The organism is Kitasatospora sp. CB01950 (assembly GCF_001905465.1).
GTDB lineage: Bacteria > Actinomycetota > Actinomycetes > Streptomycetales > Streptomycetaceae > Kitasatospora.
The window spans coordinates 1-21,152 of record NZ_LISX01000024.1 but is presented as its reverse complement, the minus strand read 5'-3'; the positions used below and the strand labels follow the sequence as shown (position 1 = coordinate 21,152).

Annotated in this window: 19 protein-coding genes; 12 read left to right on the top strand and 7 right to left on the bottom strand. The window is 71.1% G+C overall.

The genetic code is table 11. The features are described from left to right. Positions 1–159: 159 nt before the first annotated feature. From AMK19_RS33150 to AMK19_RS33145, 3 genes are read left to right on the top strand one after another with little or no spacing between them, the layout of a single operon-like run. Positions 160–831, top strand: a complete 672-nt coding sequence (locus tag AMK19_RS33150) for a hypothetical protein (RefSeq protein ID WP_073819149.1) — start codon at positions 160–162, stop codon at positions 829–831. 11 nt (positions 832–842) lie between these two features. Further along, the gene (locus AMK19_RS36290) at positions 843–998 is read left to right on the top strand and encodes a hypothetical protein (protein ID WP_158071977.1); all 156 of its coding nucleotides are present in this window, start codon (positions 843–845) and stop codon (positions 996–998) included. An 11-nt stretch (positions 999–1,009) separates the two neighbouring features. Further along, complete coding sequence (locus AMK19_RS33145; RefSeq protein WP_143200539.1) at positions 1,010–2,251, top strand: hypothetical protein; 1,242 nt, start codon at positions 1,010–1,012, stop codon at positions 2,249–2,251. A gap of 106 nt (positions 2,252–2,357) precedes the next feature. Here the strand turns inward: AMK19_RS33145 and AMK19_RS33140 are convergent, their stop codons facing one another. Beyond that, a complete protein-coding gene (locus AMK19_RS33140) occupies positions 2,358–2,666 on the bottom strand; it encodes a hypothetical protein (protein WP_143200538.1) in 309 nt (102 codons plus the stop codon). A gap of 293 nt (positions 2,667–2,959) precedes the next feature. On the opposite strand from AMK19_RS33140, the gene AMK19_RS33135 reads away from it, so the two are divergent. The 6 genes from AMK19_RS33135 to AMK19_RS33110 all read left to right on the top strand — a co-directional run bounded on the left by AMK19_RS33135 (position 2,960) and on the right by AMK19_RS33110 (position 9,020). Continuing rightward, positions 2,960–3,244, top strand: coding sequence for a hypothetical protein (locus tag AMK19_RS33135; RefSeq protein WP_083647567.1), 285 nt, complete (start codon positions 2,960–2,962; stop codon positions 3,242–3,244). Next, positions 3,241–3,534: a hypothetical protein gene (locus AMK19_RS33130; protein WP_073819144.1), complete on the top strand. Its 294-nt coding sequence runs from the start codon at positions 3,241–3,243 to the stop codon at positions 3,532–3,534. The genes AMK19_RS33135 and AMK19_RS33130 overlap by 4 nt, the downstream gene beginning before the upstream one ends. 269 nt (positions 3,535–3,803) lie before the next feature. Next, the gene (locus tag AMK19_RS33125) at positions 3,804–4,946 is read left to right on the top strand and encodes a Fic family protein (RefSeq protein WP_073819142.1); all 1,143 of its coding nucleotides are present in this window, start codon (positions 3,804–3,806) and stop codon (positions 4,944–4,946) included. Positions 4,947–5,287: 341 nt separating this feature from the next. Then, positions 5,288–5,923 (top strand): hypothetical protein, encoded by a 636-nt coding sequence (locus tag AMK19_RS33120; protein WP_073819139.1) that lies wholly within the window; start codon positions 5,288–5,290, stop codon positions 5,921–5,923. Between the two features lie 11 nt (positions 5,924–5,934). Next, positions 5,935–8,469 (top strand): helix-turn-helix domain-containing protein, encoded by a 2,535-nt coding sequence (locus AMK19_RS33115; protein ID WP_073819137.1) that lies wholly within the window; start codon positions 5,935–5,937, stop codon positions 8,467–8,469. Beyond that, the gene (locus tag AMK19_RS33110) at positions 8,469–9,020 is read left to right on the top strand and encodes a hypothetical protein (RefSeq protein WP_073819135.1); all 552 of its coding nucleotides are present in this window, start codon (positions 8,469–8,471) and stop codon (positions 9,018–9,020) included. The genes AMK19_RS33115 and AMK19_RS33110 overlap by 1 nt, the downstream gene beginning before the upstream one ends. A 386-nt stretch (positions 9,021–9,406) precedes the next feature. On the opposite strand, the gene AMK19_RS33100 is transcribed toward AMK19_RS33110, so the two are convergent. The 3 genes from AMK19_RS33100 to AMK19_RS33090 all read right to left on the bottom strand — a co-directional run bounded on the left by AMK19_RS33100 (position 9,407) and on the right by AMK19_RS33090 (position 15,033). Beyond that, positions 9,407–10,156: a hypothetical protein gene (locus AMK19_RS33100; RefSeq protein ID WP_073819131.1), complete on the bottom strand. Its 750-nt coding sequence runs from the start codon at positions 10,154–10,156 to the stop codon at positions 9,407–9,409. A 192-nt stretch (positions 10,157–10,348) separates the two neighbouring features. Next, positions 10,349–10,699, bottom strand: coding sequence for a hypothetical protein (locus AMK19_RS33095; RefSeq protein ID WP_073819129.1), 351 nt, complete (start codon positions 10,697–10,699; stop codon positions 10,349–10,351). Continuing rightward, positions 10,696–15,033 (bottom strand): SNF2-related protein, encoded by a 4,338-nt coding sequence (locus AMK19_RS33090; protein WP_143200537.1) that lies wholly within the window; start codon positions 15,031–15,033, stop codon positions 10,696–10,698. The genes AMK19_RS33095 and AMK19_RS33090 overlap by 4 nt, the downstream gene beginning before the upstream one ends. A gap of 842 nt (positions 15,034–15,875) precedes the next feature. Between AMK19_RS33090 and AMK19_RS33085 the strand changes: the two genes are divergently transcribed. From AMK19_RS33085 to AMK19_RS33075, 3 genes are all read left to right on the top strand, one after another. Continuing rightward, a complete protein-coding gene (locus AMK19_RS33085) occupies positions 15,876–16,055 on the top strand; it encodes a hypothetical protein (protein WP_073819127.1) in 180 nt (59 codons plus the stop codon). A 64-nt stretch (positions 16,056–16,119) separates the two neighbouring features. Next, the gene (locus AMK19_RS36725) at positions 16,120–17,589 is read left to right on the top strand and encodes a hypothetical protein (RefSeq protein WP_073819125.1); all 1,470 of its coding nucleotides are present in this window, start codon (positions 16,120–16,122) and stop codon (positions 17,587–17,589) included. Positions 17,590–17,690: 101 nt separating this feature from the next. Further along, positions 17,691–18,152, top strand: coding sequence for a hypothetical protein (locus AMK19_RS33075; protein WP_073819123.1), 462 nt, complete (start codon positions 17,691–17,693; stop codon positions 18,150–18,152). Between the two features lie 290 nt (positions 18,153–18,442). Here AMK19_RS33075 and AMK19_RS33070 read toward each other — a convergent pair whose 3' ends face one another. The 3 genes from AMK19_RS33070 to AMK19_RS36285 all read right to left on the bottom strand — a co-directional run bounded on the left by AMK19_RS33070 (position 18,443) and on the right by AMK19_RS36285 (position 19,980). Continuing rightward, a complete protein-coding gene (locus AMK19_RS33070) occupies positions 18,443–18,757 on the bottom strand; it encodes a hypothetical protein (protein WP_143200536.1) in 315 nt (104 codons plus the stop codon). Positions 18,758–18,865: 108 nt separating this feature from the next. Beyond that, positions 18,866–19,273 (bottom strand): hypothetical protein, encoded by a 408-nt coding sequence (locus AMK19_RS33065; RefSeq protein WP_073819119.1) that lies wholly within the window; start codon positions 19,271–19,273, stop codon positions 18,866–18,868. Continuing rightward, positions 19,267–19,980, bottom strand: coding sequence for a replication/maintenance protein RepL (locus AMK19_RS36285; RefSeq protein WP_158071976.1), 714 nt, complete (start codon positions 19,978–19,980; stop codon positions 19,267–19,269). Before AMK19_RS36285 ends, AMK19_RS33065 begins: the two co-directional genes overlap by 7 nt. Positions 19,981–21,152 lie beyond the last annotated feature (1,172 nt).

Genomic DNA, 21,152 nt, shown 5'->3' with positions numbered 1-21,152 from the left:
CCCCCCGGCGCGGGGGTACGTACCCCCGCGCCGGGGGGTGTCGTACCCCCGCGCCGGGGGGTGGAACAAGACCAAGGTGAAAAAGACGAAAACGCTGCGCCTCCGGCGCGAGCCGGTGGTGACGCCCGTAGGGCATCTACAGGTAGTAGCGCGCGCGCGATGCGAAGCGGCTGCGCCGCGTCCGACAACATGGGCGGCTCGGCGAAGTCCAGGACCGGCGGCGTGCGGATGACCCGGGAGCAGGCTGCGAAGGTTCGCACCGTGGTGGCCGCGCTGCCGGTGGAGCTGGCCACCCTGCCGGCCAAGCCCCTGCCGGCCCGCGTCCCGGCGAACCCGCTGGGCAATCTGATCCGCGAACAGCTCAAGCACCGCACGGTGGAGCAGCTGGTCGAGCGAATCGAGCGGCGGTGGGTTGGCCGGGGATATCTGGCTCGGCTCAGCGGGTCGGACCCGCTGGAAGCCGCCAAGAGCGGTGTGGGCCTGGCTGTGGAGCTGCTGCGGGAGTCTGCGGACTGCCCCGACCTGTCGTGCGAGGACGGGCTCCTGATCGGCTCTGGACAGCCCTGCAAGGCCTGCGTGGAGCGGAAGACTGATCGGCGTGCCCAGGGTGGCTCCATCCCGTCCCAGGCGCCCGTTCCGGCTTCGGCTCCTGCGGGGAAGTGGTGGTGCGTCACCGATGGGTGCGGATTCACCTCGTACGGCACGCAGCCGGCCGACGGACTGTGCTACGACTGCCACCGGGATCTGGACCTTGAGCCGGTGGACCCTGGCGAACTCGCGGCGGCTGCGGCGGCGTTCGATGAACTGTTCCGATCGAAGACGGGAAGGTGACGATGGCGCACATGACTCCAGGCCAGCACCAAGGCTGGATCTGCCACAGCCGCGACGGCGGCACCTACAACTCCGACCACTACCCGCTGCGCCAGGACGACCGTCCCGAGGACATCGCCAACCTAGTCATGAGCGACCTGAAGGCAACCTTCGGCCGAGGCCGCTGAGTCGTTCTCAGGTGCTCTCCCCCCTCGGATGGGCGTCCGAAGTGGGCCGCGGCGCGGTGGTGGGCCGGGGCGGCCTCCAGCGCGAGTTCGCCGACGCCGAGCTGGGCGGTACGGCGTCGGGCGACGAGGTCACGGCCGGTGCTCATGTGTCGGTTCCAGTCCTCGGGGGCGATGCCGCGCGGGGCGGCCCATGGATCTCGGCGGCCCCGCCCGCGCCCGCTTGGTCGGGCGGGGCCTTGATCGCCCCGCAGAAGTCGATCTACGTGTTCGGCGGACAGTGCATGGGCGGCCGAGCCAATCTGACGGCGGATTCGCGGATGGTCTTCATGACAGGAGAGAAAGCGTTGAGCATCCCGTACGACTGCGTCGTGTGCCTGAAGCCGATCGAGGTGGCGCCGGACGGCACGATCCGGATCGAGGGCATCGTCAAGCAGGAGAAGCAGTGGCTCTGGGGGCCCTACCCGGTGCACGAGCCCTGCCGATTGGACATCCGCACCATCTACGACCAGCTGCTCGGCGACGGCGTCCACTCGGCGATCGGCTACCGCACCAAGGCGGACGATCCCGAGACCACACAGATGTTGAGCACGTGGGCCCAGGCGTTTCCCGGCTCGGTGGCTCACGAGTGGCCCGGCGACTGGTCCCGCCACGTGCCGCCGCTGGAGACACCCTGGCCCGAGTTCACCCACCTGATCGACCTGAACCACAAGCACCTGGCCGGGCTCGTCGCCAAGCGCGGCAGCAGAGAGGCCACGGCCGGCACGGCCATCGCCGTCCACGCGGCCGCGACAGGCAAGCGAGTTCTGCTGTTCACCGGCTACCCGCCCCAGCTCACCCGCCCCACCCTGGTCATCGACGAAACGCACAGCCCCACTCCCGACGTGGTCGACCAGGCGATGAAGAGCGCACAGCCCGACCTCGTCGTCATCGAGCGCTGGGAGCGGATGCACGCCGACCGACCGGTCGGCGGCTCCCGCGCGGACGTGCTCGAAAGCATCGGACACGACCTGAAGCGCACCGTTCTGGATCACGAGATCCCCTGCTTGGTCACCACCTCGATCCCCGGCGACGTCGAAGTCCAGCGCCCGCTCCCCCACTGGATCGACCTCGACTCGCCTGTGGCGATCATGATCGAGTTTTGCAACCCCCTGCTGCTGCTCAAGCGCCACACCCCCGCCGAGGTCCTCGTCCACGTTGAGCGGCACATGTCCATGCAAGACCGGACGGTCCATGCCGTGGCCTGGCGCAGCTGATCGAGCCGGCTCCAGCCCCTGATGGGCGTCCGCCAGTTCGCGCTCGCAGCCGGACCGGCCCGAATCAGGCAGCCCTCCTGTCGACTGGTCGACAGGAGGGATCCAGTCAGGATTCGGAGCGATACGGCGGAAGGCTGGCGATTCGGTGGACGAGAAGTGCAGCGTGTGAACCGTTTTCCTCGTCCGCGGGGTCGAGGCCTCCGTGGACCAGGTCGCCCAGGACTACAGGCTGGAAAGCGAAGCAGCTCTCGCAGACGTCGAGGGCCTTGCTCTTGTCACCACCGAACACGACCACGAGTTTCACCGCGAACTGGGGAGTGGTGATCTCTTCCTCGCACAGGTTGCACCGTTGCCGGAACAGGACGTGTTCGCACGGGGACGGGCAGGCGGTACAGGGATGGGCTTCCATCGTCATGGCGCGCACCATAGCGGCTCGGACGTGCGGGACGAGCCGACCAGCGCCTGAACCGGCTCCGCGCCTCACGCCAGGTTGACCCGACCGGCGGGTAGGCACGACTGTCGACGGAGAGCTGAACCTTGCCGGACTGCTCGCCGGGGCCCGCAGCCCGGAGGCGACAGCCGCGTCGACGACCTGAGCCAGGGCGAGCAGGAGGTGCGGCGTTCAGCTCTCCGCCGCCCAGTGCCGGGCCGGGGCACAGGAGGGAGGACACTGGTATCGGTCCCGCCCGCTCGAGACTTCCGGAGGACATGGTGAGCGCAGCGCCCCTGCACGGCCACCACGACGGCAGCCAGCCCGTCCCGCGCACCCTGGACGGCGTCGCCGCTGCGCTGCCGCCGGCGCAGCGGATGGAGTTCTACCGGGAGATGGGCGAGGCCGACGTCGAGACGATCGGCGGCGTCCTGAAGCGGTGGTGGCTGCGGGCGGAGCTGTACCGCGACCCGGAGGGCGACCGGATCCACGCCGCCGTCCAGGCCGGCACCGCCCCCGGCACCTCCGCGTCCGCGGTCCTTAGGCGTCTCGGGGCCGTGTGAGCGACCACGGCGACTTCCCGGACGACGAGCACGACCCGATCACCCTCTCCCCGGCCGTCGAGCAGTTCCTCGGCGACCCGGGCACGCCGGCCGACGTCTTCTCCGCGGTCGTGGCGTTCCTGGTCGACCTGCGCGACAACCCCTTCCCACACCTGAGCATGCCGGTTCCCGGCCGGCCGGGCATGCACTCGGCGCCGCTTCGCCGGGATCTCGGGCTGGTGGAGTACGCGGTGAACGAGGCGCAGGATCCGCCGCGGATCTACGTCTCCCGGATTCTGCGGGCGGACTGAGCGGACCGCGCAGGCCGGCCACGGGTAGAGGCTCGTCGGTTCTTCCCGGGGCCGGCCTCTTCTACTGCTGCGCGAGATGGGCCTGGCGGTTTGTGACCAGCGCCCGCCACTTGGTGCGGACCGTCCCTTCGGCATCGAGCCACTGTGTGCTGGACGGTCCGGGTCCGGGACCTCCTGGTGCGCCTCGGCAAGGGTGAGGCGGCGGATCCCGTCTCCGCGCAGAGGTTCGACAGTCTGCGTGAATGATAGGAGCTTGGTATCATTGATTCATGCTGTATCAGATGCCCCGCCTTGAGCCCGTCGACCATCAGGTCCTGGAGCAGATCAACTCCATGCGCGACCAGCTGCGGCACGCCGTGCAGCAGGCCCCCATGAAATGGACCCTCGACCTGCGCAAGGCCCTCACGGCCAGCGCCATCGCGGCCTCGAACACCATCGAGGGCTATCGGGTCGACGCGAGGGACGTCGCCGACCTGATGGACGGCGAGCGCGAGGTCGAGGCAAGCGACGAGAACAAAACGGAGACCCTGGCCTACCAGCAGGCCATGACCTACATCCAGTCCCTCCACGACGCCGCCGACTTCCGCTACAGCAAGGAACTGCTCAACGCCCTGCACTGGATGCTCCAGGGCCACCACCACCCGCTCAAGACCGCCGGGCAGTGGCGCAGGACGGCCATCCGGATCACAGCCCCCGGCGACGAGCTCGCCACGGACTACGAGGGACCGGACCACGAACTGCTGCCCGGTCTGATGAGTGAGATCGTCGACTGGCTCAACGACGGCGACCTCGAGAGCCACGTCCTCGTGCGGGCCGCGATGGCGCACCTCAACCTGGTGAAGATCCACCCCTGGTCGGACGGCAACGGCCGGATGTCCCGCTCCCTGCAGACCCTCCTGATCGCCCGGGGCGGAGTCCTCGCCCCCGAGTTCTCCTCGATCGAGGAGTGGCTGGGGATGCCCGGCAACACCTGGGACTACTACAAGGTGCTGCGCGAGGTCGGCGGTCCGGTCTGGTCGCCCCAGCGGGACACACTTCCGTGGATCAAGTTCAACCTCCTCGCCTACCACCAGCAGACGCAGCGGGTCCAGCGCCGCGTCGACCGGTCCAACGACTGCTGGACACAGCTCATCGAGGCGGCCGGCACCTACAGGATCACCGAGCGTCAGACGACCGCCCTGCACGAAGTGGCGATGGTGGGACGGGTGCGCCGCTCGCGCTACGAGAAGGCCGAAGCGATCAACACCCAGCAGGCGACGAGGGACCTGCAGGCCCTGACCAAGGCGGAACTGCTGACAGCGGTGGGGCGGACGAAGGGCCGCCACTACGTTGCCGGGCCCCGCTTCCCGCAGAAGGTCCTGGAAACCGCGCAACGGCACCACACCATCGTCAACCCGTATGCCGCCGCATAACGACGGGCGGGCTGCGGCGGGCTCGCCGTGCACCGCGACGGCCGGTGCGACGCCTGCCACCCGGCGTGGACGGCCTGCCAGGAGCAGCTCGACCGCTACGTCCCCGCCTACGCGGCCCAGGAAGGGCCCCCCGTGCCGTTCTGACGGCCGATCACCCCGGGACCGGGGCCCGTTCGGCCGGGCCGTTGCGGCCGCCGCTGCGGACCCCGGCCGGCCCGCGGGCGCATGACCTCGGTGGGCGCATGCGGAGAAGGCCGACCGACGGTCGGATCACTCGTTCTGGACTTGCAAAAGCAATGGGTCTACCATTTGTTCATGCTCTACTGTTTGGGGGTTTTCTTGTGAGGATCGGCATCGGCGGTGAGCAGGTCGAGGTGCCCGACGACCTGGGCCGGGCGCTGCTCGCCGGGTTGCGGGGCGAGCGTCTGGTGGAGCCGCCGCAGGCCTCCGGTTTTGAGGATCTGGTCGCGCTGGTCGCCCGCATCAGCCGCCTCGCCCAGCACCTGACCGTGGTGAAGGAGTTGGCGATGTCCCGCGCGGACGCCGCCGGCGCCTATTCCAACCGGCGCGCTCTGGGCATGGCGGCCGCGATGGCGGCCTCCCAGCTCGGCCGGGTCCTCGAGGGCCACGGACTCCCGCGCGACCGCCGCGCCGGCGGCGTCGACCTGATCGTCGCCTTCCGCACCACCGACGACGGCGTCCTGCACCTGGCCGCCGACCCGGACGTGGAGGGCCTGCCCTCGTTCACCCTGCCCGCCGACTCCCCGCCTCAGGAGGCGCCCGGCGAGTTCGCCGGCCGGGAGCTCACCTTCTACTACCGTCCCCAGGTCCCGATCGCCCAGGCCGGCCTCGGACGCGCCGCCGGCTACACCCTGCGCGACGCCGACCGGAACCTGGTCGGCTGCGTCACCGAGCAGGTCTTCGACGCCCTGTTCGGCGATCCGCGCCTCGACCCGACCCGACCCAACGGACGCTGAGGAGAGGCCCGATGTCCGACGAGCTGTTCGACTCCGTCGACGCGCTGCTCGCCGCCGTGTCCACCGGCCTGCCGGCCCCGGCCGAGCGCAAGCGGCTGCGCCTGGCCGCCGGGCTGACGCCCGCGCAGATCGCCGCGGCCCTGCGGGTGGGATCGGCGCTGGTGACGCAGTGGGAGGACGGCAGCGCCGTCCCGGGCCCGGACGTCGCCCCCGCCTACACGCGCCTGCTGGAGGGCCTGGCCGCCCGCTTCCCTGCACCGGAGGAGCCCGCCGCGGCCCCGGCGGTCACTCGACAGGTCCCCGTCGCATCCGCGCCCGTGCCGGTCGTCGGGCCGCCGGCCGAAACGGCGCCGCAGCCGGTGATGCTCGATCAGAACCCGGACGGCTCGCTGGCGATGACCACAGCCGCGCCGTGCGTGCAGTGCGGGCAGCCCTCCGTCTACCGCGTCCAGGGCCGCCCGATGCACCTCGGCGGCCTCTGCCGCCCCGCCGCTCCCGCGCCCGCACCCGCTGCCCCGGCCGAGCAGCGGCCCCCCGCGGCCGTCACCCCGGACCCGGCACCGGTCGCCGACGTCCCGGCCGTCCAGGTCGAGCCCGCCACGGCTCCTCCGGCTCCGGCCGCCGCCCCGCAGCCCCGGCCCGCGCCGGCACCGTCGGCGGCCGCCGCTCCGGCGCCGACCGGTCGGCGTCCGGCCCCGGCCCGCACCTCCTCCCGCCCCGCTGCGCCGCGCACCACCGGCCCGGTGACCGCGCCGACTGCCGTGCCGGCGGCCGGCCGCTGGGCGCCGGTGGTCGCGCTGGACGCCGACCCGGACGGCGGCTGGGTGCTGGACGTCCCGGGCTTCCCGGCCCCGGCCGGACCGAAGCTGACCGACTGGTTCGCCTGGCTGGGCACCGGGCTGCCGCTGCGCGTCGAGCGCGCCCACCCGCAGGGCCGTGGCGGGGACGGCGCGGTCTGCCTGACCGCCGCCGCCCTGGGGCAGCTCGGCCTGCCCGCCACGCTCCCGGGCACGGACAAGGCGCTCGCGTCGCTGCGGGCGAAGCTGGCGAAGGCCGCCGCGTCCGTCGGGATGGAGGTCAGCGAGGCGATCGGGCCGGTCTTCCGCGCCTTCCGCCGCGCCGGTTCGGCCGGCGGCCCGAAGACCTCCCTCCAGATCACCGTCGCACCGTGGCTCGGCCAGGGCGACGCCCGGCAGCAGGCCGTCAGCGCGCTCGCCGCGCCGCTCGCCACCGCCCCCGACGGCACCCGGGACGGGGCGACGTTCGCCCGCCGCTACCGGGCCTTCACCGCCGACCTCGGCACCGCCCCGGGCGCGACCACCGCCTCCACCGCGATGCTGCTCCTGGACGCGGTCCGGCCGCGGGTGGAGTGGGTGAAGGACGAGGCGACGGGGGAGTGGTCCTCACACCTGCGCGAGGGCGCCCTCCCCGGCGGGGACCGGTGCGCGCCGATCGCGGCCGGCGCCCGCCACCCCCTCACCCACCAGCTGCTGGCCAAGGGCGTGGCGGTGTGCGAGGAGGAGGACTACAAGTGGTGGGCCCGCGAGCTCACCCCGGAAGAGGCCGGCCGCGCCTTCGCGGTCGCGGTCGACGTCTGCGCCTCCTACCTGTCCGTCACCGACTCCCTACCCCTGCCCATCGGCGAGCTGGAGCACGCGACGAACCCGGCCTGGGGCAAGGGCAGGACCGCCGGCCTCTGGCTGTGCGACTTCACCGACGTCGAGGTGGACGAACTGCTGCCCCACCCCGCCACCTTCCACGGCCGCCCACCCACCGGGCCCGGCTGGTACGCCACCCCGACCGTCGCCTACATGGCCACCACCTACGGCTTCGACCCGGCGACCATCACCGAGGCGTACCTGTCCACGCACACCGCGCCGCTGCTCAAGGAGTGGACCACCCGGGTGCGGGGCGGCTACAAGCGGGTCTACGCCGACCTGGGCCTCATTGACGGCCAGGGCCCGGCCGAGTTCCTCGCCGCCTATGCGGTCCACAAGGAGGTCGGGACCGACGCGGTGCGCGCGGACGCCCTGACCCTGGGCAGGCTGTACAAGGACGTCTACAAGGGCGGGATCGGGAAGTGGTCCGACTCCGCTCGGCACCTGGACGACGAGGCGTGGTTGGAGAAGGTCGCCGGGTCCTGGTCGTACCGGCCGGAGATCCGCTTCCACATCATCGCCGCCGCCCGCATCGCCGCCCACCGCCGCCTGCGCAAGACCTGGCTGCTCACCGGCCGGGCCCCGTTCGCCGTGAACGTCGACTCCTACCTCTACGCCACCGACGCCCCGTCCCCGATCGAGCTCCTCCCGGTGAAGGACGACGGCTCCCCGGTACCGGGCGCGCTGCGCCTGGGCATCGCGCCCGGCTCGCACAAGCACGAGTCGTCGATCCCGCTGCAGGAGGCGGTGGAGGCGATGGAGCGGCGCGAGCACCCCTCCCGGCTCACCCACCAGTACGCCACCGACGGCACCTGCACCGTCCCCGAACGGGCCGCCGAGAACACCAGCACCGAGAGCACCGACGAGCAGAAGGAAGGTGGGGCGTGATGGCCGGCGGATTCCGGGGCCTGTTCGGGAAGGTTCGCGAGTCGCTGTTCCCCAGCAGGAAGGCGCCCGCGCAGACCACCACCCAGGCCGGGCAGGTCCGGGAGCGCAAGTACGGCGGCAGCACCAAGGCCATGGCCGCCGCCTACGGCGTCTCCGCCCGCACCATCGCGCGCTGGGTCGACGGCACCCGCCACCCGGCCGGCAAGCACCGCGAGAAGCTGCGCCTGGACGCGGTCGACGTGCAGACCACCGAGCGCGGCCGCGAGCGCAAAGCGAAGCAGCTGGCCAAGCTCGGCGCCCACTCCGGGATCACCGCCCGGGTCGGCCGCACCCGCACCTTCGAGATCCAGGGCTCCGACGCCGTCCGGGCCCGCGACATCCACCTCAACCTCACCGGCGAACAGGCCGCCGACCTCGCCCTCGCCCAGGACGAGGGCGAGGTCCGCGAGATCATCGGCCAGGCCCTGGCCGACTACTTCAACGGCGGCTCCTACGGCGGCTTCACCGCCGACGACTTCGAGTACGACGTCGACGACTTCGACCTGAACTGAACCACAGCCCACCGCCCAGGGGGGCGGCCCGCACCCGGGCCGCCCCCCTTTCGCAGCGGAAGGAGAGGGCCCGGATGTGCGGCCCCGGCTACTTCCTGGTGACCGGCCTCCTGGTGGCCGCCGGCCATACCCCGGAGCAGGCCGAAGCGGCGGTCACCCGGATCGAGTACGACGTCCTGGATTGGGTGCACAGCCACACCACCAGCAGCAACGCCCGCCACCATCCTTGGCGAGGTCGTCGCCGTCCTGCGCCGCCTGTGAACTCGGCGGGCCCCGGCCAACGGTGATCGGCGGTGGCTCCGGCGGCGAGGCGCGCCGGGGTCGGCGGTTCTATCGACTCGGCACAGGCCGCGGCGGCGGCTTCGCGGGCAACGTGCTGGTCATCGTCACCGCCCGGACTCCCCGGAGAGGAACGCCTTCCTCTCCAGCAGTTCCTTGCCCCGCTCCGTCTTCTGGGCGGCGCGCTTCCGGGCGATGTGAAGGGCGACGGGTCGGCCGGTTCGGGCTGTGCAGGGCGCGGATGCCTCGGTGCTGCACGTGGAGCACCGAAGACCCGCTGCGACGCGGTCGATCTCGGCATCCGCGAGCTTGATCTGCTCGAATCGGTGCTTCGCGCACGGGTAGAAGACCTCGGGGACGGGGCAGGGCTCGCCGGAGGCGAGCGCGAAGCCGCACAGGGTGTCGGGGTGCGGGCCGTGATGGAGGCACCGGGTACTTCCGGGGGCCTTCTCGTAGGGGCAGCGCAGCCCTGCGGAGTCCCGCTCCCAGCCGGGTTCGTCGAGCTCCGCGTCGAGCGTGGTCTCACAACGGTCCGGCCACGGATCGGCGGCGCCTTCGCGCAGCGGCCAGTGGGAGTGCTCCAGGCAGCGCTGCGAGGGGAGTTCGACGGCAACGCGGCACATCCCCCAGGCCGGCTGGGACCCCCACCTCGAACGACGCGGGGAACTCCAGTAGCAGCGGGGCTGCAGCACTTTGGTGTAGCGCTCGACGAGTCGCTGCACCTGCGGGTCGTCCGTGAGAGTCCGCAGCAGCGGCAGGATCTGCTCGAGGTCCTGGGCGGGGACGTCCACACGCCGGGGGGAGCCGGTGCGCCTGAACGCGGTGATCTTCGGCGCTGCGGCGGGGGTGAATTCCATGTGCGGGGTTTCTTTCCGCAGTCCGGTGGCCGGGAGCTAGAAGCGTCCCGGCCACCGTCCGCAAAGAACAGCGCTTGGCGCTGTGGTGGAACCATACCGCCTGGCGGGGCGGTGGTGTGGGATTTGAAGCCGTGTCGTCCTCGGCGGGTCGGCCTCGGTCGGGGGAACGTATGAAACGGGCGGAGCCCGGGGTCAGCGGCGGGCGCGTTCTCTGAGTTCGGCGATGTCGATGTCGAGTCGTTCAGCAATGTCCGCTAGGCGGGCCCGCGGGACGGCGGCGGCGAGGCGGACGGCGTCGTCGTCGCGTGCGCAGGCGAGCGGGGCGCCGATGAGGAGGTGGGCGCGTGCCCGCGCGGCGGCGTCGGCGACCAGGGCCAGGAGCTGGTCCTCGGCGGGTGCCGGCGGGGGCGGGCAGGGCCAGGCCGGAGCAGCCGGTTGCGGGTCGGTGGAGAGGGCGGGCGTGTGGTCGGGGAGGAGGGGGAGTTCAGCTTCCGCATACCAGGCCCAGGCGTGGTGGGCGGTGAGGTGGCGGCTGGCGGTCATCGCTGGGCTCCCAGGGAGATCAGGTCGTAGATCTGGTCGTCGGCCAGTTCGGTCAGGGCCGAGTAGCCGTGGGTGAGGACGGCCTCGGCGAGGGCCCGCTTGTGGCGCAGCAGTTCGTCGACGCGGTCTTCGAGGGTGTTCTCGGTGATGATCCGGTGCACCGTCAGCGGGCTTTGCTGGCCAATGCGGTGGGCGCGGTCGACGGCCTGGTTCTCCTTGGCGGGGTTCCACGGCCGGTCGAACAGGACGACGTGGCTGGCCTGGGTGAGGGTGAGACCGGTGCCGCCGGCCTGGAGCGTCATGACCATCACCTGGCCACGGGCGGACTGGAAGGCGTCGATGACCTGCTGGCGCGGCGCGCCGGGGGCGAGGTCGCCGCTGAAGTACAGGGGCTCCAGGTCGTGGGCGCGCAGGTGCTGCAGGAGCTGGCGGGCCATCGCCCTGTAGCGGGTGAAGATCAGGGTGGACTCTTCCGGATCGGTGAGGACCGGGAGCAGGTCGTCGAGGGCGGCGAGCTTCGCGGAGCGGGCGGATTCCCGGACGGGGTCCCAGGGGGCGTCCGCGGGCAGACGCAGGTAGTGGGACGGCGAGTTGCAGACCTTCTGGAGGTCGCCGAACAGGGTCAGCAGCAGGCCCTTGCGGGCGATGCCGTCGCTGTCGCGCAGCTCGCGCAGCGCCCGATCGGCGACCTCGTTGTACAGGTGGACCTGCTCGTCGGACAGGGCGACGATCCGGGATCCGACGTGCTTGGGCGGCAGTTCGGACAGGATTCCGGGGTCGCTCTTGCGCCGGCGCAGCATGAACGCGGACAGCAGGGCCGCAAGGCGGCCGGTGAGGCCGCTGTCGGCGACGTTGTCCTCGATCGGCTTGGCGTACTGCTCGCGGAAGGCGCGGTAGGTGCCGAACAGGCCGGGGTTGAGGAAGTCCATGATCGCCCAGGCGTCGCCGAGGTGGTTCTCCACCGGGGTGCCGGTGAGGGCGACCCGGCAGCTGGATCGCAGGGTGCGGGCGGCGCGGCTGGTGGCCGCCCGCTGGTTCTTGATCGTTTGCCCTTCGTCGGCGATGACCAGGTCGAAGATGCGCTCGGCCAATACCTGGGCGTCGCGGCGCAGGGTCTCGTAGGTGGTGATCACGAGGGTCTGGTCGGTGGCGTCTTCGAGGTTGCGGTCGGGACCGTGGTAGCGGAGGGTGGGGACGCCCGGGGCGAAGCGGCGGGCCTCCCGCTCCCAGTTGATCATGACGGAGGCGGGGCAGAGGACCAGCGTTGGGCCTGCCGGGCGGCGTCCTTCGCCGCGGCGGTGCAGGTGCAGGGCGAGCGCCGTGAGGGTTTTGCCCATGCCCATGTCGTCGGCGAGCAGCGCCCCGAAGCCGGCGTCGGTGGTGTTGGCCAGCCAGGCCATGCCCTGGCGCTGGTAGTCGCGCAGGCCGGCCTGGAGGCCCTCGGGAGCCTGGACGGGGGTGGTGCGGGCACCGCTGCGCAGGAAGTCGACGAGATCGGCGAGGGCCTCGGCGGGCTCGCAGTGGACGAGGTGGCCTTCGACGAGGAGCTCACCGGTGAGGGAAGCCCGCAGGGCTTCCCCGGAGGAGAGCGGGGGCAGCTGACGGTCGGCGGCGCGGCGGGCCGTGTCCTCGTCGACGAGGACCCACTGCCCGCGGACCTTGGACAGCGGCACGGGGGTATCGGCGAGGCCGTCCATCTCCTCCTCGGTGAGGTCCTCGTCGGCGACGGACATCTGCCAGCGCCCGTCGAGGACATCCGTCAGGGAGAAGGACGGCCGCTGCGCCGACGGTGGGCACGGCGAGGGCGAACCGAGCACCACGCGGGTGCGCAGCCGGTCCGTCCACTTGCCCTCCCACTCGACCGCCATGCCGAGTCGCGCGAGCTCCTTGACTGTGCTGCCGCGCAGGACGACGGCTTCGGTGGCCCGCAGGGTGAACTCGTCGGCGACCGGACGTTCCAAGAGGCGCTCCAGCGGCGGCCACAGCGCTGCCAGACGCCGCAGCTGTCGGCGCAGCAGCATCGTGATCTGCGGGTCGCTCGCCGTCGAGGCGGCCGGGACCCACGACCTCCGCGTGGGTTCGGCGCGGGGGTCGCGTAGCCGAAGGTCGGCCCAGAGCAGCTCGGTGTCCTCCGGGCTGTTCTTGCGCGGTGCGCGCACGGACAGCACCAGATCCAGTGCCCGGCTGCCGGCGCGTTCCTCCTCCATGTCGTCGGCCCAGCTCACCAGGGGGCTGTGCGACTGCACGCGGGGCAGCGGAGCGGTGAAGGGGCCGCTGCCCAGGACGACGGCGGTGCCCGGGCCGCGGAGCATCGCCTCGGCGACCGTGTCCAGGGCGGCCCGCACGACCACCCGCGGTGCCCACAGCCGGAACGGCTTCACATCCGCCGCCAGCCCGCAGTGCGCGGGCGGGGTCAATGCCTGCCGCAGCTGCCGGGCCCGTTTCTTCTCCTGCTCGTTCAGCGGCTCGGCTCGCCACACATCCCGACCGGCCGGGTCCAACCCGGGCCTCACCCGCCCGCCGGCGACGACCTCCAGGCCGAGACGGATCACCTGCCGCCACACAGTGGCCGAGTGGGACTCCTTGCCTCCGTCCTCGACCTGGGCGAGCGCGTTCGTCAGCAATCGCACGGGCACCTGCCAGCACTCCACCGGCCCCGGCCCCACCGCGGCCCCCTCCCGCGGCAGCACCAGCGTCGCCGTGCACTGCTGCATCGGCGGCGGACAGTTCGGTTCCATCGGCAGACCGTCGGGCCGGTAGACCAGGAAACGCGCCGCCGCGTCCTGCAGGTCGACGGTCACCTCGGCGCCCTGCTCCAGCACACCGACCAGCGCCGCCCGCGCCGCCTCCACCTGCAAGGCCCCCGCCGTCAACCCCGCAGGCCCGAACCCGGCCCCGCTCTGCCCGGGCCGCTGCACCACACCCTGCACCGGCACCACCACCGGGCCGGACTCCGTCTTCACCGGCGTCGCCAACTGCTCCACCAATGCTTCGGCCGCACTGTGCTGCGCCGCGCGCTTGGTCGCCCCCGCCCCCTCGGCGCTGAGCTTCTCGGTGAGCACGGTGCCGCCGACCCTCACACGGCAGGTGATGACGGCTTCGAAGCCCGCCCCGGGGACATGAACGGGATCGCCCACGGAGAGCTTGCCGATCAAGCCCTTCTGCTTCAGCTCGTTGAGCACCATCAACGGGTTCGTGCGCGGGTTGACCGGCACCGGCACACGACCCTGCCGCACCGTCTTCGGGGCCCTCGCGAGCCGGACCGCCGCCAGCAGTTCCTGCGCGGCCTGCGCCCGAGCACTGGAACGCCCCAGCGACCTGCCGGTGCCCGACATGACCCGCCCGGCGTTGGTGCACGCCGCAACGCACACGTACAGAGGCTCCAGACCGGTGATGCCGGGCTGGTCCTTGAACACCAGGTCGCGGATCGTCCCCCGTTCCTGGAGGCGCCACAGTTCGTCCTCGTCGCTGTCCGCGCCCCGCTTCTCGGTCAACGGCTCCACCATCGACGGCGGCGGCTGCAGGGCCTCTTCGAGGGGCAGTTCGGCGAGATCGGCCAAGACCTGAATAGCCGCTGCGCCGCGGGCGAGCCGCTTGCTCGTCACCCACGGCCCGACCACGTCAACCACCCGCCCGTCGATCGCGCACCGCAGCCGGGAGCGGAACAGCCCGCTACCGCCACCCTTGCGCTCATCGTCGAAGCTCGGGGCGGGCAGGTTGCGCACCGACTGGTACAGCGTCAGCACAGCCACCGAGAGACCGGGCTCGGCCGCCGCCGCCCGCAGCGCAGCCGTTTGTGCCGGCGCCCACCCTGGCGACACCGCCGTGAACAGCACCGCGTGCACATCGCGCGGGATCAACTCCCCCGCGACGATGCGAGCCTCTACCTCCGCCACCACCGCGGGAGCCACCTGCGGAAGTTCCAGCGCCTGCTGCAGCCGGACCGCGAACGAGAGCTCCGCCCTCTCCCCAGTCGAGCCGCCCGAATACCGCGGAGCCGGCACCCACCGGCGGCCCAGCTCCTCCTGCTCCACCGGCTCGGCCCCGCACAGGTGCCCGAGAAGACTCACCACCGCGCGCTGATGGGCCGCCTTCTTCGTCGTCCGCACCACCACCGCCCCGTGCGCCGCGCCGTCTGGGCCGCGCCAGGCCGCCTGCGCCCCGAAAGCCCCCTCGACGCTCGTGGCCACGTCGCGCACCGCGAACGCGTTGACATCGCCGACGTCCTGGGCGTGGGAGTGCATCACCGACGTGGCGATCTCCGAGGAAGCCGTCACCGCAGCCCACGCCGCGCCCACCGCGTTCGCCGCCGGCGCGAAGGCGGGGACGCGCAACAGCAGCAGCCTCAGGTCCTTGACTCCCAGCCTTCCGGAGCCCGCCCGGAGCACCGCTTCCGCATCCAACTCGAAAGGCAGCCGACGGTCGGCACACGCTCTCTCCAGCACGCGAGAGAAGACCGACGGGTCGAGCGCCCCCAGGGTCGCTCGGGGGCCGGGTGCAGGGTGCGGTGCCGGTGCTGAACCGGCCTGGGAAGGATTGGCCATCATGAGCTCTCAGAACCGACCGGGCACCGAACCGGACGGCACCCTCTCAGCACTACACGATCGCGGTAGCACCGCCGCCGACCATCCCGACACGGCGCCGCACAGGCGAAAGCACTCGGATGTGTTCAGGGCAAGTCGATGTTGACCAGGGGGACTTCGGACCTCCCATGGACCTGCGAACAGGTCGGGCGGCGCGCCAGTCACCGACTCACGGTCATGATCACCACTGGGCTCCGCGCGCGTGGGCACCCCTCCTTGGCCAGTGCGGAGAAGAATTCATCTGGCTCAATTCCCACCGACGAAACAGCCGAGTCCGGGCCGCCGGACTCAGCCCTCGAACCTGTGGCCCACCCGTGCAAGCATGAAGTCAACTCCCTTGATCTAACGCCAAGTTGGTACGCATCAAGGAGGCATTACGACCAGCTTCCGCCGCCGGACCTCCTCGCCACACAGGCCCCTTCTCACTGCACCGCGACCGGATAAAATTGTCGGGCCGTCAGACGAATGCCGCACCGCACGCCACAATGAGACGCTCGGACGACGGGCCGACACTCCCCGAACCAGCGCAGAACCGCCACTTGAAATCCCGAAACAGACAAATTCCAGGGTTTTTCTCCACCGGAAAGGAAACCGTGAATTCCCCGCACCTCCTATTCAACCTACCTGCGCAGTCCGGTCGGCTCGAGCGCGGTACCCGCTACCTCCGCATCCCCCCGCCCACCACCGCCGACTGCACCCTGCTCCTGCTGCGCCGCATCGCCGCCGCCGAAGCCGTCCAGCAGCCCGTCGAAGCCCTGCTCGCCGCCCGCTGACTCCCTTGCCCAGCCAGGCCGGGCCCCGGCGCCCCTTCCGGTGTTCGGAGGGTTGGGAAATCTGATGTTCTTGTCGCTCCTGACCGGGATGCTGGTGTGCATGAACGACCGGGAGCAGCAGGACGACGGCGAAGCGCAGGACGGCGAGCAGGCGGTAACGAAGGAGTCAGGCCCCGGCCGGGTGAGGATCGTCCGGCCGTTCCCGCTCGACTACGACCCGCTGGGCCCCTTGCGGGCCCAGCTCGCCGATCTCGGGCGGATTGTGAACCAGCCCCTGTTCAACACCCTGGCCTCGATCAGGGCGGAGCAGAACGCGCAGCTCGCGGCATCGGTGGCAGCCGCGGCGGGGGTGAAGACGAGCATCATCGGCTCCGGTCTGGTCTCCTCGATCGTCGGGGCATCGAGGGCGTCCGAGATCCTGCGGGACTCGATCGCCATCGCCACGGCGGAGCAGCGCTCGGTGCTGACGGAGGCCCTGCGGATCGTCCCGCCGTCGGCCGGCTCCTTCGGCAACGTGACCGGGCTGATCGGGAGCGACTTGAAGGCGTCCTTCGCCGACGCGCTCCAACTGCGCTTCGTGGGTGCCGATCTCCTCTCCTCGACGCTCAAGGGCGGGGCGTTCTCCGAGACGCTGCGAACCTCGGTAGCCACAGCCCTGGCCGGCCAGCGGTCGGTGGTGTCGGAGGCCCTGCGGATCGTCCCGGTGACCGGTCCCTCTCCGGCCGACCTGTTCAGCAACGTGGTGGGATTGGCCGGCAGCAACTTCGCGGCTTCCTACGTCTCGCCGCTGATGGGGATCGCGGAAGAAATCCGCCGGTCCCTCACCAAGGACCTGTTCGCCGGGTTCGACCGGATCCGCGACCTGTTCAAGGACTGGCTGCCCGACAACCTGGCCGACCTCGGCGAGGAGCAGTGGGCGTGGCTGCTGCGCGTCGCCGCCAAAGACGGCGCCTGCTTCGCTTGGGCACCGCGCGCGGAGATCGTCACCGCCCTCCTGGCCCTGCCCAGCGCGGCCGCCCGCCAGCAGTACCTGGTCGACCACCGCCAGGAGGTCGTCCAGGACGTGGAAGCCAGCCTGGAGGAGGTGGACCACCCCGACCTGGAAGACCTGCGGGAACTCACCCTCCAAGCCGCCGCCTGCCTCCGCGACGGCCACGACGCCCCCGCCCAGGCGCTGCTGGGCAACGTGCTGGACACTCTCATGAGCGCCCACGGCAAAGCCTGGCTGCGCAGCTACTTCCCCGCGGGCACCCTCTCGCTGGACCCGGGCACCGGCAGCCACAAGGTGATCGCCGGGGTACTCGGCGCCTACACCGACACCACCCAGCTGCGCAGGCTGTCGGCCATCCTCCTGATCACCGCGATGAAGAACACCTTCCTGGGGAAGGTCGAGCGCCAGCACACCTTCAACCGGCACCTCTCCGCGCACAACGCCTCCGCGCACAGCTACCGCAGCGAGTTCGCCTTCACCGCCCTGCTCAACACCCAGGCCCTGCTGCGCCTGGTGGACCGCTACCTGTACGCCAGCACCTGACCGCCAGGAGCGCCAAGCCGAAGAACACGGCGTCGGCGACCCCGGGCAGCATCCGGAGTCGCCGACCTCTGTCCACAGGTTGCCGCTTGAACGCTGGCCCGATGACCGATCACACCAACTCCAGCGCAGTTCCCGGCGCGTACGGGCGCCGCCGCCGTCAGATCCAGCGCCTGGTCGACGACGGCCGGCTGAACGACCTCGCTCCCGAGCCCGGGGACGAGCGCCTCCTGGACGTGCTGACCCGCACGGGACATCGCACCGCCCTGGACGTCCAGGGCTGGCTCACCATGGCCTACTTGACCAGCACGGGCTGCTACGCCGCTCCGGCCGTCCGCGCGGCGTCCCGGCTCCCAGCCCTGGTTCTGGACCAGGCCGAGCTCCGTCATCCTTGCCCGCCCGCCTGCTCGGGCGCCGTCGGTCCGCAGTGCGACGGCTGCGCGCAGGTGTGCGGGAGCGGCGCCCACCGCGGCCTGGCGCTGCTGTTCCGCAACCTGTCCCAGGCACTCAGCGCCCGCCAACAGCACGCCCAGAGCCTCCTGGAGACCCCCGCCGCCTCCGAGTAGACACAGCAACAGGTCCCGGTCGGGGAACACCGCTGAGCGCGGTGTTCCCCGACCGGGACCTCGAGTTCGAGTTCGTTCTGCCGGAGCAGAACGAACTGATCAGCCCTGTGATGACATTGCCTGTTGCGCACCGCTCTGAGCTGCGGCTTTCCCCTCTGGGGGAACGATGTACGCACGAGAGCCCGAGTCGGTCCCGCCGAGGCGAGACGGTCCCGGGCTTTCACCAACTCCCTGCGACCAACTCCGGCTGTCTGTCTTTCTGAGCGGGAGGACAGGACAGGTGCTGTGCGTCAGATGAGGTCGGCGACACGGTCGTCGTTCAACCGTCGGCCGGCTGCCAGCAGACACTGCCTGAGCTGCTCTGCCTGCTCGGCGTCGACCATCATGCCCGTCGCCTCGCTTCGCTGCCGGGCTTTGTCCTCCCGGCCCGGGCCGCCGCCGGCCGCAGTGAGGTGCGCGACCGCAGCCGCGTGCCCCTTGTCGGCGAAGTCCGACAACGCCGCCAAGACCAGCGGCAGGTTCTCCCACACCGCCTCCCCCATCTCGCGGGTCACCTTGCGCTGCTCCAACGTGACGGCGATCCCCTCTGCCAGTCCCGTGGCCACTCGTTCGCCTGTCCGCTGCACCCAGGTGCCTCGCTCTTCCAACTCCGCCCCCATCTCTCTACGTCCAATCCAGCAGTCTCAGCCTGCCGCCGACACGGACTTCAGTTCCTACGCGGTCTTCTGCCGGGAGGGCACCGCGGCCAGGTGCCGTACGGGCGTCGTCGCGGCGGGCATGGAGGGCTCAGGCAGTTCGCCGGCCTGGATGGCCCGCAGGGCATCGGTGATGCCTGCTTCAAGCTCCTCGACTGTGTTGTAGCCGGCGAACAGCGGGTGGATGTTGTAGCTGCGGTAGCGGTTCTCGGGGCGCAGTACGACGTGCCGTTCGACGAGCTGGTTCACCGCGATGGACGTCCGGTTCTTGCTCAGCTTCACCAGAGCCGCCAGCTCGGCCTGTGAGGCGTTCACCTCGCCCCCGGAGTGCTGGACCTCCGACATCGCGCTCAGAACGTCGTAGGCGGCCTTGGAGAGCCCCAGACGGTACAGCTGCGCCATGGCGAGGTGCGACTGAATCAGCATGCCTGTCCCTCCACGATCGGATCGTCGTTGTCGTCGCCGAACGCTAGCTGCCGGCTGCGCGGCATCGGAAGCTTGGGCGGGACGAAGTTCGGGAACTCCTTCCCCGCCGCAGCCTTCACCTCATCGTCCCGCATCTTCGGGAAGTTCTCCCGCAGCGCTGCCTCCGCGTCCGCGCGCAGCTGCGCGAGCGCCTCCTCCTGGACGTCTCCGTTGCCCTTGAAACAGATCACCGGGTTCACCAGGAGTACGGAGTTCGGCCGGCGCTTGAGCATGAGCCAGCCCTCCAGCGTGCCCAGGGCCCGGGTGACATTCGCCCGCTCGATTCCCAGGTGCTTGGCGATCGCCGAGTGGGTGGCCTTGAGCCGCCCCTTGCGCTGACGGCCCATGCAGAACACCAGCACCGCCGACTGGGCCGGGGACATGCCGTGACGGGCGATCAGCACCGCCAGCACGTCGGACAGGAAGTCGTTGCTGACCTGGCTGTAGCCCTCGCGGCCGAAGATCTGGTGCGGGGCCCGGTAGACCCAGTCCACCTTCGCAGCCTGCACGGGCCGGCCGGGCTTCGGCGGACGCTGCTCCATCGCCTTGGCGAAGCTTTCCGCCAAGGACGTCGTCCGCGGCGGCTCGGGACTCTGCCCGGCCTTGCCGCGCTTTGCCTGGGGCACGCTGCGCTCCGCTTCCTCGGTTCCGGATTCGTCTCCCGGCACCCTAGCCGAGATTGTCCCCGATTTCGTGGACCTTTGTCCCCGTCGGCGTGGCCCCTTGGTGTCGCCACCGACACAACGCATTGACGCGGGAGACGCTGACACCGCTCCTGAACAGCACAAATGCATTTGTCCATCTTTGCGGGGCCAAATCGAGACCAGCAGTGTCGCGCCCGACACGAACCCGCAGGTCAATGTGTCAGAACCAACACATAGCCCTCTGCAAAACCGCAGGTCAGGGCCACAATCGCCGCACACCCCTCTTTTCAGTAAGACGCACGCGCGCGCGTAGGGCAGCCCCCGCCGCCGCCCGCACGTGAGGAGGCCGTCCGCGGCCCCTCCGCTCACCACCATCGGCCTGCGGCCGATCCGGCAGTGCCGCGCCCGCTGCGCTCCACCCAGACCGGACTGCGGGTCAACTGCCCTTCCGCCGGACGCGCCCGGCTTCCAGCCGCGCGGAGTGCCGGCGGGGGCTCCTCCGGACCCCGCCCCCGCCGGATCGGCCCCCAGCTCCTCGCCGTCGTCCAAGACCACGCCAGATCGGTGCGACGGACCTCTCCGCCGTGCACCGGGCCCATCGGAATTCCCCACCGTACGATCCACCCGTTTCTACTCCCATCGCGTCCATTCCTCCCGTACGAAATCAAGCAAGCAGGGCGAAGCCCGGCGGGTAATTCAAGTAATCGCCGGGGCAAATTGATCGGCCTTTCCGAATGCAAATAATCAAACCTAAAATGCTGGAACGAAGCCCCTGCGTAGCCCCAGACTCTAGCGCCGAACTAAGTTCGATGCACGCACCCGGCGAAACCCGCAGCCCTCACCACCCCAACGAGTGGCCCCGCCATCCGACACCCCCGCATCCAGCCCCCAGATCGCCCCTCCGGACCCGCGGCGCGAAGCGCCCACCAAACCCGTCCACCTCGCCACCCCCAGCCCACCCGCCTCATTCAAAGGCCGAAGGCCCCGCCGACACCACCCCATCAAACTCCGTGCGAAGCAGTGAAGTTGACACCCCACCACCCATCCGAACCCCGCGCCAGCGATCGGGCGAAGCCCGAACAGCCCGGCAAAGCCGGGCAGTCGGCGGCGAAGCCGCCGAGCCGCCCCGGGCGAAGCCCGGGGCCCGGCCGGCGGCCGGCGCTTCCGGCGGCTCCGCCGCCGCGCAGCGCCGAAGG

Bases quoted from the DNA above. Each gene is read 5' to 3' on its own strand.
- AMK19_RS33150 (WP_073819149.1), top strand. From the start codon at position 160: ATGCGAAGCGGCTGCGCCGCGTCCGACAACATGGGCGGCTCGGCGAAG.
- AMK19_RS36290 (WP_158071977.1), top strand. From the start codon at position 843: ATGACTCCAGGCCAGCACCAAGGCTGGATCTGCCACAGCCGCGACGGC.
- AMK19_RS33140 (WP_143200538.1), bottom strand. From the start codon at position 2,666: ATGACGATGGAAGCCCATCCCTGTACCGCCTGCCCGTCCCCGTGCGAA.
- AMK19_RS33135 (WP_083647567.1), top strand. From the start codon at position 2,960: ATGGTGAGCGCAGCGCCCCTGCACGGCCACCACGACGGCAGCCAGCCC.
- AMK19_RS33125 (WP_073819142.1), top strand. From the start codon at position 3,804: ATGCTGTATCAGATGCCCCGCCTTGAGCCCGTCGACCATCAGGTCCTG.
- AMK19_RS33115 (WP_073819137.1), top strand. From the start codon at position 5,935: ATGTCCGACGAGCTGTTCGACTCCGTCGACGCGCTGCTCGCCGCCGTG.
- AMK19_RS33110 (WP_073819135.1), top strand. From the start codon at position 8,469: ATGGCCGGCGGATTCCGGGGCCTGTTCGGGAAGGTTCGCGAGTCGCTG.
- AMK19_RS33100 (WP_073819131.1), bottom strand. From the start codon at position 10,156: ATGGAATTCACCCCCGCCGCAGCGCCGAAGATCACCGCGTTCAGGCGC.
- AMK19_RS33095 (WP_073819129.1), bottom strand. From the start codon at position 10,699: ATGACCGCCAGCCGCCACCTCACCGCCCACCACGCCTGGGCCTGGTAT.
- AMK19_RS36725 (WP_073819125.1), top strand. From the start codon at position 16,120: ATGTTCTTGTCGCTCCTGACCGGGATGCTGGTGTGCATGAACGACCGG.
- AMK19_RS33075 (WP_073819123.1), top strand. From the start codon at position 17,691: ATGACCGATCACACCAACTCCAGCGCAGTTCCCGGCGCGTACGGGCGC.
- AMK19_RS33065 (WP_073819119.1), bottom strand. From the start codon at position 19,273: ATGCTGATTCAGTCGCACCTCGCCATGGCGCAGCTGTACCGTCTGGGG.